16 protein-coding genes are annotated in these 17,328 nt (G+C 35.6%); 10 read left to right on the top strand and 6 right to left on the bottom strand.

The features are described 5' to 3' along the window. Positions 1–57 precede the first annotated feature (57 nt). Positions 58–2,514 (bottom strand): TonB-dependent receptor, encoded by a 2,457-nt coding sequence (locus GQ45_RS09195; protein WP_156125391.1) that lies wholly within the window; start codon positions 2,512–2,514, stop codon positions 58–60. Positions 2,515–2,757: 243 nt separating this feature from the next. Between GQ45_RS09195 and GQ45_RS09190 the strand changes: the two genes are divergently transcribed. The 3 genes from GQ45_RS09190 to bioD are packed head-to-tail and all read left to right on the top strand — an operon-like array spanning position 2,758 to position 4,941. Continuing rightward, a complete protein-coding gene (locus GQ45_RS09190) occupies positions 2,758–3,948 on the top strand; it encodes an aminotransferase class I/II-fold pyridoxal phosphate-dependent enzyme (protein ID WP_047417032.1) in 1,191 nt (396 codons plus the stop codon). Continuing rightward, the gene (locus GQ45_RS09185; RefSeq protein WP_047417030.1) at positions 3,941–4,321 is read left to right on the top strand and encodes a hypothetical protein; all 381 of its coding nucleotides are present in this window, start codon (positions 3,941–3,943) and stop codon (positions 4,319–4,321) included. The genes GQ45_RS09190 and GQ45_RS09185 overlap by 8 nt, the downstream gene beginning before the upstream one ends. A 2-nt stretch (positions 4,322–4,323) precedes the next feature. After that, positions 4,324–4,941: a dethiobiotin synthase gene (bioD, locus tag GQ45_RS09180; RefSeq protein WP_047417028.1), complete on the top strand. Its 618-nt coding sequence runs from the start codon at positions 4,324–4,326 to the stop codon at positions 4,939–4,941. On the opposite strand, the gene GQ45_RS09175 is transcribed toward bioD, so the two are convergent. Then, positions 4,933–6,420: a glycosyltransferase family 39 protein gene (locus GQ45_RS09175; protein ID WP_047417025.1), complete on the bottom strand. Its 1,488-nt coding sequence runs from the start codon at positions 6,418–6,420 to the stop codon at positions 4,933–4,935. The genes bioD and GQ45_RS09175 overlap by 9 nt on opposite strands. A 193-nt stretch (positions 6,421–6,613) precedes the next feature. Between GQ45_RS09175 and bioA the strand changes: the two genes are divergently transcribed. From bioA to GQ45_RS09155, 4 genes are read left to right on the top strand one after another with little or no spacing between them, the layout of a single operon-like run. Then, complete coding sequence (gene bioA, locus GQ45_RS09170) at positions 6,614–7,882, top strand: adenosylmethionine--8-amino-7-oxononanoate transaminase (protein WP_047417022.1); 1,269 nt, start codon at positions 6,614–6,616, stop codon at positions 7,880–7,882. Beyond that, positions 7,883–9,103: a beta-ketoacyl synthase N-terminal-like domain-containing protein gene (locus GQ45_RS09165; protein WP_052188175.1), complete on the top strand. Its 1,221-nt coding sequence runs from the start codon at positions 7,883–7,885 to the stop codon at positions 9,101–9,103. It begins immediately after the preceding gene. 20 nt (positions 9,104–9,123) lie between these two features. After that, positions 9,124–9,702 (top strand): hypothetical protein, encoded by a 579-nt coding sequence (locus GQ45_RS09160; RefSeq protein ID WP_047417021.1) that lies wholly within the window; start codon positions 9,124–9,126, stop codon positions 9,700–9,702. 4 nt (positions 9,703–9,706) lie between these two features. Continuing rightward, positions 9,707–11,149 carry a flotillin family protein gene (locus GQ45_RS09155; RefSeq protein WP_047417018.1) on the top strand — a complete coding sequence of 481 codons (1,443 nt, stop codon included), beginning with the start codon at positions 9,707–9,709 and terminating at the stop codon, positions 11,147–11,149. Between the two features lie 55 nt (positions 11,150–11,204). On the opposite strand, the gene GQ45_RS09150 is transcribed toward GQ45_RS09155, so the two are convergent. Together GQ45_RS09150 and GQ45_RS17570 are read right to left on the bottom strand one after the other, a co-directional pair. Further along, the gene (locus tag GQ45_RS09150) at positions 11,205–11,882 is read right to left on the bottom strand and encodes a LytTR family DNA-binding domain-containing protein (RefSeq protein ID WP_047417015.1); all 678 of its coding nucleotides are present in this window, start codon (positions 11,880–11,882) and stop codon (positions 11,205–11,207) included. Then, the gene (locus GQ45_RS17570; protein WP_052188174.1) at positions 11,879–13,270 is read right to left on the bottom strand and encodes a sensor histidine kinase; all 1,392 of its coding nucleotides are present in this window, start codon (positions 13,268–13,270) and stop codon (positions 11,879–11,881) included. Before GQ45_RS17570 ends, GQ45_RS09150 begins: the two co-directional genes overlap by 4 nt. 200 nt (positions 13,271–13,470) lie before the next feature. Between GQ45_RS17570 and bioB the strand changes: the two genes are divergently transcribed. From bioB to GQ45_RS09130, 3 genes are read left to right on the top strand one after another with little or no spacing between them, the layout of a single operon-like run. Next, complete coding sequence (bioB, locus tag GQ45_RS09140; RefSeq protein WP_047417012.1) at positions 13,471–14,562, top strand: biotin synthase BioB; 1,092 nt, start codon at positions 13,471–13,473, stop codon at positions 14,560–14,562. 60 nt (positions 14,563–14,622) lie between these two features. After that, on the top strand, positions 14,623–15,492 hold the full coding sequence (locus tag GQ45_RS09135) for a cupin-like domain-containing protein (RefSeq protein ID WP_047417009.1): 870 nt from the start codon (positions 14,623–14,625) through the stop codon (positions 15,490–15,492). A gap of 56 nt (positions 15,493–15,548) precedes the next feature. Further along, a complete protein-coding gene (locus tag GQ45_RS09130; RefSeq protein ID WP_047417007.1) occupies positions 15,549–16,043 on the top strand; it encodes a DUF6646 family protein in 495 nt (164 codons plus the stop codon). Positions 16,044–16,425: 382 nt separating this feature from the next. Here GQ45_RS09130 and GQ45_RS09125 read toward each other — a convergent pair whose 3' ends face one another. Further along, positions 16,426–16,902, bottom strand: coding sequence for a regulatory protein RecX (locus tag GQ45_RS09125; protein ID WP_047417005.1), 477 nt, complete (start codon positions 16,900–16,902; stop codon positions 16,426–16,428). Next, complete coding sequence (locus GQ45_RS09120; protein WP_047417003.1) at positions 16,903–17,313, bottom strand: RDD family protein; 411 nt, start codon at positions 17,311–17,313, stop codon at positions 16,903–16,905. Between the last annotated feature and the right edge of the window lie 15 nt (positions 17,314–17,328).

Raw genomic sequence — 17,328 nt, 5'->3', positions numbered from 1 at the left:
AACGATATGCATTTTTACCCATTAATCCTTTAAAATTCCCTCTTTGGGGGTTAGGGGCTAGTTCTTATTAATATACCGCAACTCAAAACCTTCTGGATTCACTATGTCTAGTGACTTTTTGTAATAGAAATCTATGATTTCATTTTCTAAATAGTTTTCCAGGTTTTTGGAGTCATCTGTTTCATCATAAATTTTATAGGCTGCTAAAGCAGTATTTGTTTTAAACTCTTTTAAATAGCCGCTGGGTTCTTTTACCACGCTAATGTCCGTAAAGTCATTAAATTTTTCTTCCATCCATCGGTGACCCACTAACTTTCTTAAGCGGTCTTCTTGTTCACTTAAAAGTGTCTTGTATTCGGTTGCTAAGGCTAAATCATCGATGCTGTACGCTGTTTCCTTTTTAGTGAACAAAGGGTGGCTGTCGACTTCTAATTTTTTAGCTACAAATAAGTTCTCTAGCGCCATATCTATTTTACGCATATCGAGCTGTATTTTTCTGATCACGGTAAAAAGTGTTTTGTCATATACTTCTTGAAAATCTTCAAAGCTGTATAATTCTTTCAAGAAAAGTAGGCCATTTTCTTTGTAAGGTGCTTCTTTGGTTTGTTCTTTGGTAATTTGCAATAAGAGCCCTAAATCATCTTTTTTAAATCTAGGGATAGTACTAAACTGTTCGCTGGCAAATACGTTGGTTAGTTGTTCGTTTAATTCAGGTATCGTGCCACTGTAGGTAATACCTCTATATCTAAAATTCCAAATATCTCTAGAATTAATACTGCTGTTCGGCGTATTTCTGTTGCCTTTATTGAATTGTATTTTAAAATTATCAAAGGCATAACTATAACCAAAAGTTAGGGTTAAATCGCGATTCGTATTTAGATTCGCATTGCGAAAAAGCATTAGGTAATTAAGGCTAAAATTGTGCTTTTCTAGCCATACATAAGTACCACCTAACCTAAAATTATATACGCTATTTTGTTGTTCACCATTGTTGTAAGAGGTATTATAGGAACTTGAAATATTGGTGCGCAATTGTTTGTCAAAGAATTGTTTACCCACGGCTAAAGTAGGGCCTAAGGTTAAGCTCTTGTCGATTCCTGCTGTGTTGTATGAAGTATTTGCGGCTATCGAAACAGTTAAATCTTTGTTGGGATAGCCTAGTGTGTACCCTGCGGTACCATTGTAAAAAGCGTTTTGCCCATCCGCAATGGTTTCCCCTTCTTGCTCGTTGCTCGAGTTTTGATACACTAAATTTAAATTGGTACTGTGTTGTTTTTGTTCCGTTTTTTTAAGGATATAGTTAATACCTAAATTCGCATTTTGTGAAATTTGGCGGTAATTTAGGGTGTCCACATTGTCAAAATCACCTACTTGGTTGATAAAATCAAATTGATCGCGAATATTGGTAAACGATTGAAAATTTGAATAGGAGCCGTTTAATGTCAATTTTTCGGAAAGCATGACACTAGCCGTAACAGCGCTTACGATTCGCCGTTGATCAGAGGATTTTGCTTTATCAAGATTATCACGCTGTACACCAGCATTAACACTTAAATTAAGTTTGTTATTGAAGATAGTCTGGTTGGCATTTACCGTAACATTCTCTAGATCGTTATTAAAAAAATAAGCACCTAAAGTTTTATAATCTGGATCAATACGTTCATAAGCTACGCCCAAGCTACCCGAACCAGCGGGGTAGTTAAACGATGCATTTAGGGCATTGTAATACGTGGTACTTATATTTTCATCGAGTAGAAAAGCAAGCAATCCGGTTGAAGGTTTTTCTTCGGTTAATCGGCTATCTTCTGTAACACCTGAGATGGCATATTCTATATGAAAATTGGCTTTATCAAATACTCGAAAATCACTCTCGAAAGAAAGTACGGCATTATCTTTAGGGCTTAAATTTAATTCCACAGGAAACGAATTTTCAATAGAATTCTCTTCATCAGTAGCTTTGAATAGAATTACGCCCAATTTCATAAACTCAAAATCGTAAGCAGTTTTTACGCCATAGCCCATACGTTTGTACGCAGTAATTCCACCTGGTGCCTCTGCATTGTATGCTGTGGCGCGCAACAAACGGCCATACATGGCACTTATCTGAAATTTACCTTCTGGATTAAGTTCAAAACCACCACCGGTAAATTGATGTCCGCTGAGGGTATAGGGTGAAAATGTCATGTTTACATCGCCAATATGCGCCGTTACCCATTTGTAAGATGGGTGTAAGCTTAGGCGATTAAAATTAAACGGACTCGGAAAATTAAAATCTTGGTTAGAATACGTGAACGATAAAGGAATGGAGTATAAGCCTGCGATATTGAAGTTTAAGTTCCCAGAAACAAAGTAGGTCAAATTTTGACGATTTGCCGTACCATCATAAAAGACGCTATTTGCTGAAATACCGCCATTATACCTTAACCATTTCTCTTTTTCAAGCTGGTCAAAATTAATACTTTGCGAAAAGCAGTAGGTCCAAGACATAAAAAAAGCGAGTAGAAATTTCTTCAATAGAAACACAGTTAGGTAGTTAAAAATACGTTAAAAACAGAAATGTTAAATTTATTTTCGATGAAATACAACAATTTTTTTCCCTTAAAGGTTAATTTTTAATCAGAAAATTACTGCAACTTATAAAGTCAAATGCAAAAGCGTGCGATTTTTAGGGTAGCGTCCTTGAACTCAGGTGTACAATTGTGTTAAAAGCCATAAATTTTTGAGTAAGGCTATTTAACGAATTACTACCTTTACGCTATGGTACATTTTCCTAGAAAGCTACAGGCTAAATTAGAAGAAAGAACAGCGAATAATGCGCTAAGATCCTTAGGGTTGCCAAATAATTTAGTTGATTTTTCTTCTAATGATTACCTCGGTTTCGCTAGGAATAAGGCAATTTTTGAAAGATCTAGTAATTTGCTTTTTCAGAAAAAAATAATTCAAAACGGAGCAACAGGATCGCGTTTACTATCGGGTAATTCTGAGTTGTATTTTGAGCTTGAAAACCAGATCGCCCATGTTCATGGCGTTGAAGAAGCTTTGCTGTTTAACTCTGGCTATGATGCTAATATTGGTTTTTTTAGTTCGGTTCCGCAACGTGGTGATCTTGTTTTATACGATGAATATATACATGCCAGCATTCGCGATGGCATTGCCATGGGTGTGGCGAAGAGCTATAAGTTTAAACACAATAACCTAGATGATTTAAAAGCATTACTGCAAAGAGTACATATATCAAAAAACGAAGTCAGCGCCGATCAATCTAGTGGTAGTGACACCATAGACATTTACATTGTCACCGAGTCTGTTTTTTCGATGGATGGCGATACCCCTAACTTAACCGAATTAGCCCATTTTTGTGCCTTAGAAAAATATCATTTAGTAGTTGATGAAGCCCATGCTATAGGAGTTTTTGGCAGCGAAGGTCAAGGTTTAGTTTTTGATGCGACACTTCAGCCTAAAATTTTTGCCCAAATTGTAACCTTTGGTAAGGCTATGGGATGCCATGGCGCTGCTATTTTGGGGAGTGCAAACTTGAAAAACTACTTAATTAATTTTGCGCGTAGTTTTATCTATACTACAGGTATGCCCCCGCATGCACTAGCAACCATAAGTAGTGCCTATAGCGAATTAAAAACCAAAAATTCAAGGCAAAAATTAAAAGAGAACATTACTTTTTTTAACGCGCAAATAGAGGTATTTGGCCTAGATACTCAATTTATACCAAGTACTTCCGCAATTCATTGTTGTGTTATTTCGGGAATTGAAAAGGTAAAAAAGGTGTCATCCTATCTACAAAAAGAAGGCTTTGCTGTAAAACCTATCTTATCACCAACAGTAGCGAAAGGGCAAGAGCGTTTGCGGTTTTGCCTGCATAGTTATAATACTAAAAAAGAAATTACAGGCGTGTTGCGTTTGTTGCAAACATCAATTAAAGCGCATGAGTAGTAAATTAGTAACCATTGCTTCTTTTGAATATGTGTCAGACTTACAGGTTTTAAAAACAAAACTAGAGTTCGAAGGCATACAAGTGATTTTGAAAGATCACAACGTGCTCAATTCTGATCCGATGATAAGTTATGCTATTGGCGGCGCAAAATTGCAGGTGTTTAAGGAAGATGAGGCTCGAGCCTTAGAAATTTATGACGAATTGCGCCATTATGCCATAGATGATGAGGGAAATTTAATACAGTGCCCTAATTGTAAGGCACAAAAATCAGAGTCGTACTACGAGCGGAAAACTATTTTTCATAAACTTTTTCCTTTTTTTGAAAAAAGAAAATACAAATGTTTACATTGTAACATGATTACAAAGCCCTAATTATGAATACTTTTTTTGTCACAGGAATTTCTACAGAAGTTGGTAAAACAATAGCTTCGGCTATTTTGGTGGAAGCTTTAGAAGCCGATTATTGGAAACCCATTCAGGCGGGTGAACTTGAAAATTCTGACAGCCATAAAGTAGAGCATCTAATTTCGAATACCAAAACCCTAATTCATAAAAATAGCTATGCGCTAAAAACACCTGTGAGTCCGCATGCCGCTGCCGCTATAGAAGGTATTGAAATTGATATCAATGAAATTAACGCCCCTGAAACCACGAATCATTTGGTGATTGAAGGTGCAGGAGGTTTGCTTGTGCCCCTCAATGATGAAGATACCATTTTAGATATTATCATGCCCAGTTATAAAGTTGTTGTGGTCTCAAGGCATTATTTAGGGAGTATAAATCACACCTTGCTAACGGTGGGTTGGTTGCAAAAAAAAGGCTATGATGTTGCTATTTTATTTAGTGGAAATGAGCATAAAACAACCGAAGAAATTATTGTAAAAAAAACAGGTGCTACCGTTATTGGTAGAATTAACGAAGAAGCCAGTTTTAATAAAGCCACCATTAAAAAATATGCAGTAGCGTTTAAGTCGGTTTTAGAATCACTTTAAGCGTTGATAAATAATAGCCTTACCTATAGTTTTTATAGGTTGGTAGTATTGTTTTAGATAGTGGTTGACGTAAATGTTTTCGTCAATAAGAGTATCAAATAGCAATAGGTCACCTTGCCGAGCTACAATGAGTTGTGGTTGTTTTACTTCTAAAATAAACTGTATTTCTTCCATGACCGTTTTTCTAGGGTTTTGTGCATACTGAAAAAGTTCTGGTCGGGAAGTATTGCTAGGATGAGTTGCTGTTTTTGAGGGTGGATTTGTACCTAAGTACCAATACCCAATATGATATTCAGTAAATAAAATATTGGTATAGTCTAAATTATTGGCGCTAATATACCTAGGTACCTCAATGCCTTCTCCATTGTAAAAAGTGCCTTTGTCAATTTTATTCTTTAAAATGGCCACATATTCAAGATAACTTTCCATGGGGATTAAAAGTAATAATAGCGCAAATAAGGGCTTATAGGTAGCACGTTTTAGAGAGGGGATTGCGCTAATAAAAACAAAGACCAAAATTAATAAACTCGGATAAAGTTGAATTAAATAGTGACCATTTAATCGTCCACCTTTTATAAATGACAGTACAATCCCAATAATGGCGACAGTAAGTAGTTGTATCGTATCCGTTTTAAAATTAATGTAATTTTTTTTACGAGCCAACCATAAAAACAAGGCTAAGAATAGCAAAAGCGGTAGAAAAATAAGAATAGATGAGCGCCCGTAATTTGAATATAGTAAGGGTGCCTGGATAACAGAATCCCACCATAAATCAAAATTTCCCTGGAGGTAATAGGGTAAAATAGCACATAGAATTATAGTGATGACCCCAATACTAAACATCATCATATTTAAAAACCCTGTACGAATATGCTTCTTTATGATATATCCATAGGATAAATACAAACCAATTAAAGCTATAGGATAGGCCATATTTAATTTTACCATAGTGCTTAAGCCCATTAATAGGCCCGCCAATAGAAACCAATACCATTCTTTATATTTTATTAAAAAGTAAAGGGCTGGCATAAAAAACAACACAGAAATATGTTCGGACATCACCCCTTGCATACTGCCAAATAAACTTTGAAGAAAAACACAAAAGATGGCGCACCAAAAACCAATTTTTTTGGAGTTCACAAGATTACTAATACTATACGTGTACCAAGCTGTTATGGCTACAATAAGAACACCAAAAAAACGAATGGCGATCATGCTCTTTCCAAAAAAGTAGATGATACCAGCGAAAAACAAGAAATTCATGGGAGGTTTTAAATCCCAAAGTTCAAGATAGGGTAAATGTCCGTTTACCCATGATTGTCCCATTAAAATAAAGGTGCTTTCATCACGATCTATATAATCCCTAAAGAAAAAGGGAAGCCTGATAAAAAAAGAAACGAAAAATAGGATTAAAAAAACAGTCCTGTTTTTAAGATGTGGGTAGTTGGGAGTCAAATAGTTTATAAGCTTGGTTAGCATAATTTGGCTAATTATCTAAAGATTGCGCGAGGCCTGAGCCTTGGGTTTCTAACTCACCTCTCCTTTGGAGAGGTCAAAACTACTTTTTAGAGTAGTTTTGGGTGAAGCAAAATAAAAAATTTCATTTTCAAGAAATTTTTTATTAGCATCTTTGCAAGATATATAAAAACACGGATTCAAAAATTTATTCCCATTGAAAAATATTTCTGAACGCGATAAAAAGCATATTTGGCACCCTTTAACGCAACATAAATTACATGACTCGATGTTGGCCATTACCAAGGCTAAGGCTTGTACGCTCACGGATGAAGCGGGTAAAACCTATATTGATGGAATAGCTTCTTGGTATACTTGTGTTTATGGACACTGTAACGATTATATTATCGAGAAAGTATACGCCCAAATGCAACAATTAGACCAGGTGGTGTTTAGTGGATTTACGCATGAACCCGCTGTTCAATTGTCTGAAGCTTTAATCCACATATTACCTAGCAATCAAGAAAAATTATTCTTCTCGGATAATGGTTCTACGGCCACTGAAATCGGAATTAAAATGGCTTTACAGTATCATTTTAACAAAGGCACGGGTCGTAAAGTGTTGTTAGCTTTTGAAGATGCTTTTCATGGCGATACCTTCGGGGCCATGTCGGTTTCCGGATTATCGGTGTATAATGGTCCTTTTGAGGATTATTTTATCGATGTAGAGCGCATTGCAACACCTACAAAAGATACTATAACTACCATTTTAGCACACTTAGAAAAGCGATTACAACAAAATGATATTGCAGGTTTTATTTTTGAGCCTTTAATTCAAGGAGCCGCCGCCATGCAAATGCATGATGCTGCTGGTTTAGATCAAATTTTGGCACTTTTAAAACAACATGATGTAATCACCGTAGCCGATGAGGTCATGACAGGTTTCGGTAAAACAGGAAAGTATTTTGCCTCTGATTATTTAAATGAAAAACCAGATGTGATGTGCATGTCTAAAGCTTTAACAGCCGGACTTTTACCTATGGCGGTAACGAGCTGTACCCAAAAGGTATATGATGCTTTTTATAGTAATGAAATTTCTAAGGGTTTATTCCATGGGCATACCTATACTGCAAATCCTTTAGCTTGCACTGCTGCTTTAGCAGGTATTGAGCTGTTACAATCTTTTGAAATTCAAGGGAATATTCAACGGGTAATCGCTTCGCATCAAAAATTTAATGAGGAGATAAAAGACCATCCAAAGGTGTTAACCACACGCCAAACAGGAACAATCTTTGCTTTAGATTTAAATGTCAAAATGGAGCGATACGGTAATTTACGGGATAAATTGATGAAGCATTTTATGGATAATGGGGTGTTTTTACGTCCTTTAGGAAATACAATTTACATTTCGGCACCTTATGTAATATCTGAAGCAGAATTACAACAAATTTATGATGCCATAAAAAGTGTTTTGGATCTAATGTAAATGAAGAATGCTGTAGCACATACAAATCAAAAAAAACCGGATTTAGCCGTAAAGGAAGCTATTTCTATCACCGCAATTTCGTCTATTTCACCTTTAGGGATTTCTCAAAATGCTATTTGGAATGCCTACCAAACAGCGACAAGCTCTGTGCATCTTAAAAGGATAGGAAAAGAAGAGGTTTGGGTGGGGGCTTTAGCAAATGAGAGCAGGGAGGAAATTGAGATCTTAAAAAAATCAGATGCTAAATATAAAAACTTAGACGATAGTGTTTTGTTTGCCTTATGCGTATCGAGAAATGCTATTGCCCATGCAGGTTGGGTTGCTGGCGATAATTTTGGGATAAATATAGGGTCTTCCAGAGGCGCCACAGGCTTGTTTGAAAAATACCACAAAGAGTTTCTAGAAAGAGGAAAGGCAGTTACTTTAGCCTCACCCACAACCACCTTAGGAAATATATCATCGTGGATTGCGCACGATTTACAAACTCAAGGCCCTGAAATTTCACATTCTATCACCTGCTCTACGGCCTTGCATTCGCTTTTAAACGGAGTGGCATGGCTACGCGGCGGTATGGCAGATAAATTTTTAGTGGGGGGTAGTGAAGCTCCATTAACCCCTTTTACTATTGCGCAAATGAAAGCGCTAAAAATTTACGCCAAAACTTCGGGTGCTAACGAATCTGAAGGCTACCCTTGCCGTGCTTTAGACCTAGATAAAACTCAAAATACGATGGTTTTGGGTGAAGGTGCTGCGGTGGCATGTTTAGAAAAAGGCCTGCCAGACAATGCCTTGGCGGTTATTGAAGGTATAGGCTATGCCACTGAACTTCTAGAGCACAACATCTCTATTTCTACCGATGCTGTTTGTTTTCAACGTTCTATGAAAATGGCTTTAGGTGTGCTACACCCTGATGAAATTGATGTGATCGTGATGCATGCCCCGGGTACTATTAAAGGCGATGTATCAGAAATGGAGGCTATCGATAAAATATTTTGTAACAAAAAACCTTTTTGCACTACCAATAAATGGAAGATAGGTCATACTTTCGGAGCTTCTGGAATGTTGAGCGTAGAACTTGCTGTTTTAATGCTGCAACACCAAAAAGCAATAAAGGTACCTTTTGTATCCTATGAGAAGGTTCCTACTAAAATACATAAAGTGATGGTTAACGCCGTCGGTTTTGGAGGAAATGCAGTGAGTATAGTTTTAAAAAGTGTATAGTAACCTTTAAATTACAACCTATGGAAATATGGTTTGAAGCCCTGGGCTTGTTTGAAAAAATATATTGGGTAGTAGCAGGTATTTCATCTGTAATATTTGTGATTCTCCTAATTTTAACACTAATCGGCGGTGATGGCGGCGGCATCGACGGTGATGTAGATGCTGAGATTGAAAGCGATACGGGAATAGATTTTCAGTTTTTATCTTTTAAGAACTTAATGGGATTTTTTACCATTTTTGGCTGGTCAGGTATCGCGTGCTTAAATGCTGAATTATCAAAATTTGCAGTAGTTTTTATATCAATAGTTTGCGGCTTAGCGATGATGTTTGCTATGGCGACCATATTCTATTACTTAGCAAAATTGCAGAGTAGTGGTACTTTATTGTTAAAAAATGCGATTAATCAAGTAGGTGAGGTATACCTCACTATTGGTGCCAAGCGTTCTTCTATCGGGAAAGTAAGTATTACAGTTCAAGGAACTTTACCTGAGTTAGATGCGCTAACCGAAGAAATAACCGATTTGCACCAAGGCAATGTGGTTCGTGTAAAAGCCGTTACCGATAACGGGATATTAATTGTTGAACTCCTAAATAAATAACCCTATGTTTTTTTTACCCTTACAATTAGGTGGTGGTAGTGCCACCTTGCTGACCATTGGTTTTGCAATTTTATTCTTTTTTATCATTATCATATCCTTTATCAGACGCTACAAACGTTGTCCCTCAGATCGGATATTGGTCGTTTATGGAAAAGTAGGTACAGGAAATTCTGCCCGTTGTATTCATGGTGGAGCTGCCTTTATCTGGCCTGTAATTCAAGATTATGAATTTCTTGATTTAACGCCTATTTCTATAGAAGTTAACTTGGTCAACGCCTTGAGTAAGCAAAATATTCGTGTAAATGTACCGTCACGATTTACGATTGGAATTTCTACAGAACCAGGCATTATGCAGAATGCTGCAGAGCGTTTGTTAGGTCAGGGCATGCAAGAAGTACAAGATTTAGCAAAAGAAATTATTTTTGGTCAATTGCGTTTGGTGGTTGCCTCAATGGATATTGAAGAAATAAACTCAGATAGAGATAAGTTTTTGACCAATATTTCTCAGAGTGTCGAGTCCGAATTAAAGAAAGTAGGACTTAAATTAATCAACGTTAACATCACCGATATTGTTGACGAATCGGGTTATATTGAAGCTTTAGGAAAAGAAGCAGCCGCACACGCGATAAACGCAGCACGTAAATCGGTGGCAGAAAAAAACAGAGATGGTGCTATTGGTGAGGCAAATGCAGTACAAGACGAACGTACACAAGTTGCCGCTGCTAACGCACAGGCGGTTGAAGGAGAAAACATTGCAAAAATAAACGTTGCCAATTCAGATTCCCTACGTCGCCAACGTGAAGCAGAAGCAGAGCGCACTGCTACAGCTTCAGAAAAAGTACAAAACGCAAAAGCCCTAGAAGAATCGTATGCTGCAGAGCAACTGGCAGAATTGGCAAGAGCTGAACGTGTGCGAAGCTCACAAATGGCCGATATTGTAGTTCCTGCAGAAATAGATAAGAAAAAAGTAGAGATTGATGCTGAAGCTGATGCAGAACGCACCCGACGCATAGCCAAAGGGGAAGCTGATGCTATTTTATTCAAAGCACAGGCCGAAGCACAAGGTATATTAGAGGTATTAACCAAGCAAGCAAAAGGTTTAGACGAAATTGTAAAAGCGGCTGGCAATAGCCCTAAAGATGCTGTTTTGTTACTTATTGCTGATAAATTACCGGAACTGGTAAGAACACAAGCCGAAGCCATTAAAAATATTAAGATTGATAAAGTAACGGTTTGGGATTCTGGATCAAAATCAGAAGATGGCAAAAACTCTACCGCCAATTTTATTTCAGGCATGTACAAATCGGTACCTCCTTTACAAGAAATGTTTAATATGGCAGGTATGCAATTGCCCGAATATTTAAAAGGGAAAGATCTAGATTCCGAAGAAGTACAAGATGCCTTGAAAAAATCGGGTATCTCTAAAAAGAAGGATTCAGAGCAATAGTCTGCTATGTTTAAGTAGCACTAGCCCCAAGGAAATTTATATTCTTGGGGCTTTTTTAAGTGCCTAAATTTTTATAAAAAAGCTCCCTATATTTAGTACTTATAGGTATTTTGTGAGTGTCAATAAATATTTGATTATGTTCAATTTTTTCAATTTTGGAGCTATGAACTAGGTAAGATTGATGTACTCTTGCAAAACCAAAGGGTAACTGTTTATTTATGAATTCGGAAAATGTCATTCTTGTATTGTGTGTTTTTATTTGGGTTACGATGTCTAAATAGTTGCCAGAACTCTTTATAAAAAGAATGTCCTCGAAAGCTATTTTTATAGTTTTAAATCCGTCTTTTATAAAAAAATAGGCGTTTTGTTCTTTAGCATTTGCCATGCGATCTTCCACTTTTTTGATGGCCATTTCAAAGCGATTGTATTCAAATGGTTTTAATAGATAATCCACAGCGTCATAGATGTAACTATCAACAGCAAATTCTGAATAGGCAGTGGTAAAAATTACATAAGGTTTTACATGTAGTTCAGCTAAAAGTTCTAAACCGGACAAATGGGGCATATTTATGTCTAAAAATAATAAATCAATAGGGTTTTCTTTTAAAAATATCAAACCTTCTTGGGCATTTGAGAAGACAGCTAAAAGTAAAATTTTACTGCTTTTTGACACATGATGTTGAATCACTTGAATTGCTTTTGGTTCATCATCTATAGCTATGGCTCGTATCATTTGCTTTCAATACTTATTTTTACTGAAAAAATGTTATTCTCTTTTAGTACTTCTAAAGTATGATTTTTTGGGTAAACAAGTGCTAAACGTTTTTTGGTGTTTTCAATACCAATTCCAAATCCTTTTTCTTTGTAATAGGTATTAAATGAATCATCATAGCTATTTATGCATTTAAAAAAAATGCTTTTACCAGTCCCTATTACCGATACGTTCAAGCTAGATGGTTTGTTAGGGTCAATACCGTATTTAAAAGCATTCTCTACAAAAGGGATTAATAAACCTGGACTTATTTTATGATGCTCGACATTTTTGAAGTTCGTATTAATTTCTGGAGTTATTTCACATCGTAATTTTTGAATATAAATATAATCTTCTAAGTATTTAATTTCATTTTCCAAGGGTATAAAATCTTCAGAGATATCATTTTGCATATAGCGTATTAAGTTTGCTAATTTCGCCGTGCTTTCAGCTGTTATGGGTGCATTTTCTTGCAAAGCTGTTGCATAAAGCGTGTTTAATGTGTTAAATAAAAAGTGTGGATTTACTTGAGATTTAAGTAACTTTAATTCACTTTCTTTTTGCTCAAATTTCAATTTATTTTTTTTAGTTTCTAATCTCAAATACCCATAATACGTAGAGGCTATCAAAATTCCAATTAAGGTAAGACCCCAAATAAATAAGTAAATATCCAAATTCAATTTCCAATACCCTAACTGCCATATTAAAAAAAAATAAATTACAATTAACAGGATGATGGATGGCGTGTATTTTAGTTTGTTTTTTTTTGAGAATAAAATTGGTGAAACAAAAAATACATTAGCATAAAAAGTGGATATGAACAAACATAGTAATAACACCTCTGTAAGTTTTGGAGCACTATTCATTAAAAAATAATATAGAATGATAAAAAAAATAGCACCAGTATTAATAATCGGTTCTAATCGCTTAATGTCAAAAATCTTTTTTAATAAGTTTTTATCCATAATAACAGCACTGTATGCAAAAGACATCACTGTAAATGGAATAAACGTCCTGAAGGAATAATAAATCCAATCAAAGACATTGTAACTTTTGGCACTATTTATAGAACTAAGACCATACTCTATCGTTTTAATAAAACTTAAAAAAGTTACATAAATACCAAGGTATAAAACTAAAAATAGGATGCCTCTTTTGTAGTTTTTAAAAAGTATTGGAATTAACCACCATGATAAAATATAGAGGGTACCTATAAAAATTAGAACAGGAAATAATTCACTCCATATGAACGAAGCGTCGAACTTTTGGGCGAAGCTAAAAACATTAAAAATACTCCAAGCACATAAACTAAAAACAAAAATATGAGTCGCTATTTTATATTTTGAGTTGAATAGAAGATTGAATTTCATGTTTTTTTATTTTCAAGCGAAACTAACATTCAGCAAGTAAAGAAAAAATTCAATGGTATAATTACTTCAAGGGGTGTTAAATAAAGCTATTTTTCTGTGAAATAGTAATTTTAAAAGTCAAAATTTTAAAATCATAAATTTTCTTTTTTGGGATATGAATAACAAATAGGTTATTTTTGAGCCTGATATATTTGAGCTACATGAGCGAGACAAGACACAACTGGACAAGACAAGAGATATTAGACATCTACAACAAACCTTTAATGGAGTTGCTATACGATGCTGCCACCATACATAGAGAACACCACGACCCCAATACGGTTCAGGTATCTACTTTAATTTCTATAAAAACGGGTGGTTGCCCTGAAGATTGTGGCTATTGTCCGCAAGCCGCTCGGTACCACACCAACGTAGAAGGTAACGATTTAATGACCGTACCGCATGTAAAAGCGCAAGCGCTTAGAGCAAAAGCTTCTGGTAGTTCTAGAGTTTGTATGGGTGCCGCATGGCGTAATGTAAAAGACGGGGCAGAATTTGATCAGGTGCTAGAAATGGTGCGGACCATCAACAAACTCGATATGGAAGTGTGCTGTACCTTAGGGATGATTACTGAAAACCAAGCAAAACGTTTGGCTGAAGCAGGGTTATACGCTTACAATCATAATTTAGACACGTCTGAAGATTATTATAAAGATGTTATTTCTACCCGAGCTTTTGAAGATCGTTTAGATACCATTAGCAACGTGCGTAAAACCAATGTTACGGTATGTAGCGGTGGTATTATCGGGATGGGAGAAAAATTAGAAGATAGAGCAGGAATGCTAGTCGCTTTAGCATCGCTTAACCCACAACCAGAATCAGTGCCGATAAACGCTTTAGTGGCTGTAGAAGGCACCCCCATGGAAGATATTGAACCCATTGCTATTTGGGATATGATCCGTATGGTGGCTACCACCAGAATTGTGATGCCAGAAACACAAGTGAGACTTTCAGCAGGGAGAACAGAAATGAGTAGAGAAGGGCAGGCGATGTGCTTTTTTGCAGGAGCAAATTCCATTTTTGCAGGTGACAAATTGTTAACGACTCCAAATCCTGATGTAAATCAAGACATGGAAATGTTTCAGCTTTTAGGCTTAAATCCGCAAAAACCATTTACTAAAGTTTCGCAACCCAAAACTGTAGAAGCACAAGATTCTGAATATAAAACATTAGGAGAAAAACCAAAATGGTCAAGACCTGGTCATGCCATTGAGCGGAATGAAGCAGCGAAAGCTAAAGCAAAAACGTCTTAGTATTTGGAGTTAACTTAGTGGGTATTTTTATTTTTGAAGTCATTTTAAAATTGATTTACATTGCATTTGACAGCTATTCCATCAGTAGATCGTATCTCTAAAAGCGATTTTATAGAGCAGTATTTTAAACCTCAAAAACCTGTAGTAATTCAAGGTTTTATTGAAGAATGGCCTGCGTATACGAAATGGAATTTAGACTATATGAAAGCCGTTGCTGGTGACAAAATAGTGCCCTTGTACGACGATCGCCCGGTAAGTCATAAGGATGGTTTTAATGAACCTCATGCCAAAATGAAAATGGCTGATTATGTAGACTTGCTCAAAAAAGAGCCTACCAAATTTCGTATTTTTTTGTGGAATATATTAAAAGAAGTACCGCAATTACAAAACGATTTTACCTATCCTGATTTTGGATTAAAGTTACTGAAAAGTTTGCCAATGCTATTTTTTGGGGGTACCAATTCTTATACCTTCATGCATTATGATATTGATTTAGCCAATATTTTTCATTTTCATTTTGAAGGAAAAAAAGAGGTTATCTTATTCGATCAATCTCAGAATAAACATCTGTACAAAGTACCACACTCTTTAATCACCCATGAAAGTATCAATTTTTCTGATCCTGATTTTGAGCAATGGCCTGCATTGAAAAATGCAACCGGGTATACCACAAATTTAAAACACGGTGACGTGTTGTACATCCCTGAAGGCTATTGGCATTATATGAAATATATAACCCCTGGCTTTTCCATGAGTTTACGAGCCATAGCTCGGGATCCGAAAAACTTAGGTAAAGCCTTTTATAATATTTTTATCATGCGGTATTACGATACTTTTATGCGTAAGCGTCAAGGCCAAAAATGGATTGATAAAAAAAATGAAAAAGCAATTACAAGAACAAACCGTTATTTGCGCAATACAATTAGCTAATAATAAGTATCTTTGCGCCCATAATTTGAATATCACAAAAACTTAAATAATAAATCATGAAAAAAACACTAGTCATTTTAACTATGATTCTTGGAGTTTCTTTTGTCAATGCTCAGGCATACAGCGGAAAAGATGACGCAAAGTTTCAAGTAGGTATCAACTTTCAAGAGAACGGAACAGGATTGGTATTGGGTTACGATTACGGGATGGGAGAAAATTTCTCGATTGGAGCAACAACTTCTTATATTTTAGGTGTAGAAGAAGTTATAAATGCTGATTTTGTAGATCGATTCGACGTAAAAGTACGTTTCAATGCAAACTTAGGTAGCGTTATGGAATTGCCTGACAATATGGATGTATACCCAGGTTTAAATTTAGGCTTAAAAAACTTTGGTGGACATTTAGGAACGCGTTACTTTTTTAGTGATGGTTTTGGTTTGTTTGCAGAAGCCTCTTTGCCATTTGCAAAATATAAAACAGAAACTTTAACACCAGCTGAAGAATTACACAACCAGTTTGTGTTTAGTTTTGGAGCTGTATTTAATTTGTAGTAAAATATTTTATCTTTTTAGGAAACCAAATTATTTTTTATAAATAGTTTGGTTTTTTTTGTTTTTAAAAAATGCTTCGACAAGTTCAGCAAAGCAATGGAACTAGTAATTGTGATTTTAGAAAGTTGAAAAATACTGCAAATAAAAAAAGGTTTTTATTAGGCTAATAATGAAAACTAATGTGAGTCTGAGCTTGTCGAAGACCTTGCTAAAATGCCTCAATAGGCCCTGTCCTGACCTAAGTCGAAGGGCTCAACAGAGTAGTTTAATTCATCGTTGTAAACTTCATTATTTGAATGATACTAAAATTATAATTTTTTCTAAACAGACAATCATGAAAACTAATGCCTGTCTGAGCTTGTCGAAGACCAATCGCTACGCTTTATTTTATCAGCATAGTGATTTTTTCATATACTAAATGACTTTCCCAACCCCGATATAAAAGATAATCAGCTAACTTTTTTTTTCTTTTCTGACTATTTTTTTCGGTAATGGCTGCTAATCTCTTCCTGGCAAGCGCGTCTAAGGCCTCGAGATACTCATGCTCATCAATTTCTTTTAATGCCGAGCTTATGTTGTATTTAGAGATATCGCGCTGTTTTAGGTCGTTTACAATACGTTTTTTACCCCATTTTTTAATATTGAACTTTCCCCTGGCATAACTTCTTGCAAAACGCTCCTCGTTTAAATAATTTTCTTGAATTAAGTGCCCTATAATTTGGTTGATAGCTATGGGAATCATCCCCATTTCACGGAGTTTTTTCTCCACTTCTTTGTGGCACCTATCTTGATAAGCGCAGTAGCTTTCAATTTTTTTTGTAGCTTCATGAAGGGTGTATGAAGGTGTAGTGTTAAACATTTATTCTAAGATTTCAGGCTCTTCACGAATTACAATTGAATTAACAGCAAAATCATGGAGTGCTTTTCTTTTTTCATTTGAAGTAACGGTTAATAGGGATAGCCAACCCAAAAAGAATTTTATAATAAAACGGATTATGGCTAAGGGAAAAGAAATATTTTTTAAAGGATTTTTTGCGCTTTTAACCAAAATTTTGCTAAAAGAATGACCTATTGTTCCTCCATATATGCTTGTTAATATAGGATCATAAAGTATGAAAATTGAGATGAACGCTAGAATTCTAAATGAATCTGGAACAGTTTCAAAAACTCCAAACAACTCAGATACGGCGTACATCATGACTATTAATACGATACTATCAATGATTGCTGCCTTTACTCTTTCAGGTAATACGGCATATGAAACTTGCATAAAATTATATAAAAT

Source organism: Cellulophaga sp. Hel_I_12 (genome assembly GCF_000799565.1).
In the GTDB taxonomy this organism is placed as follows: Bacteria; Bacteroidota; Bacteroidia; order Flavobacteriales; family Flavobacteriaceae; genus Cellulophaga.
This window is presented reverse-complemented; position numbering and strand designations above follow the sequence as displayed.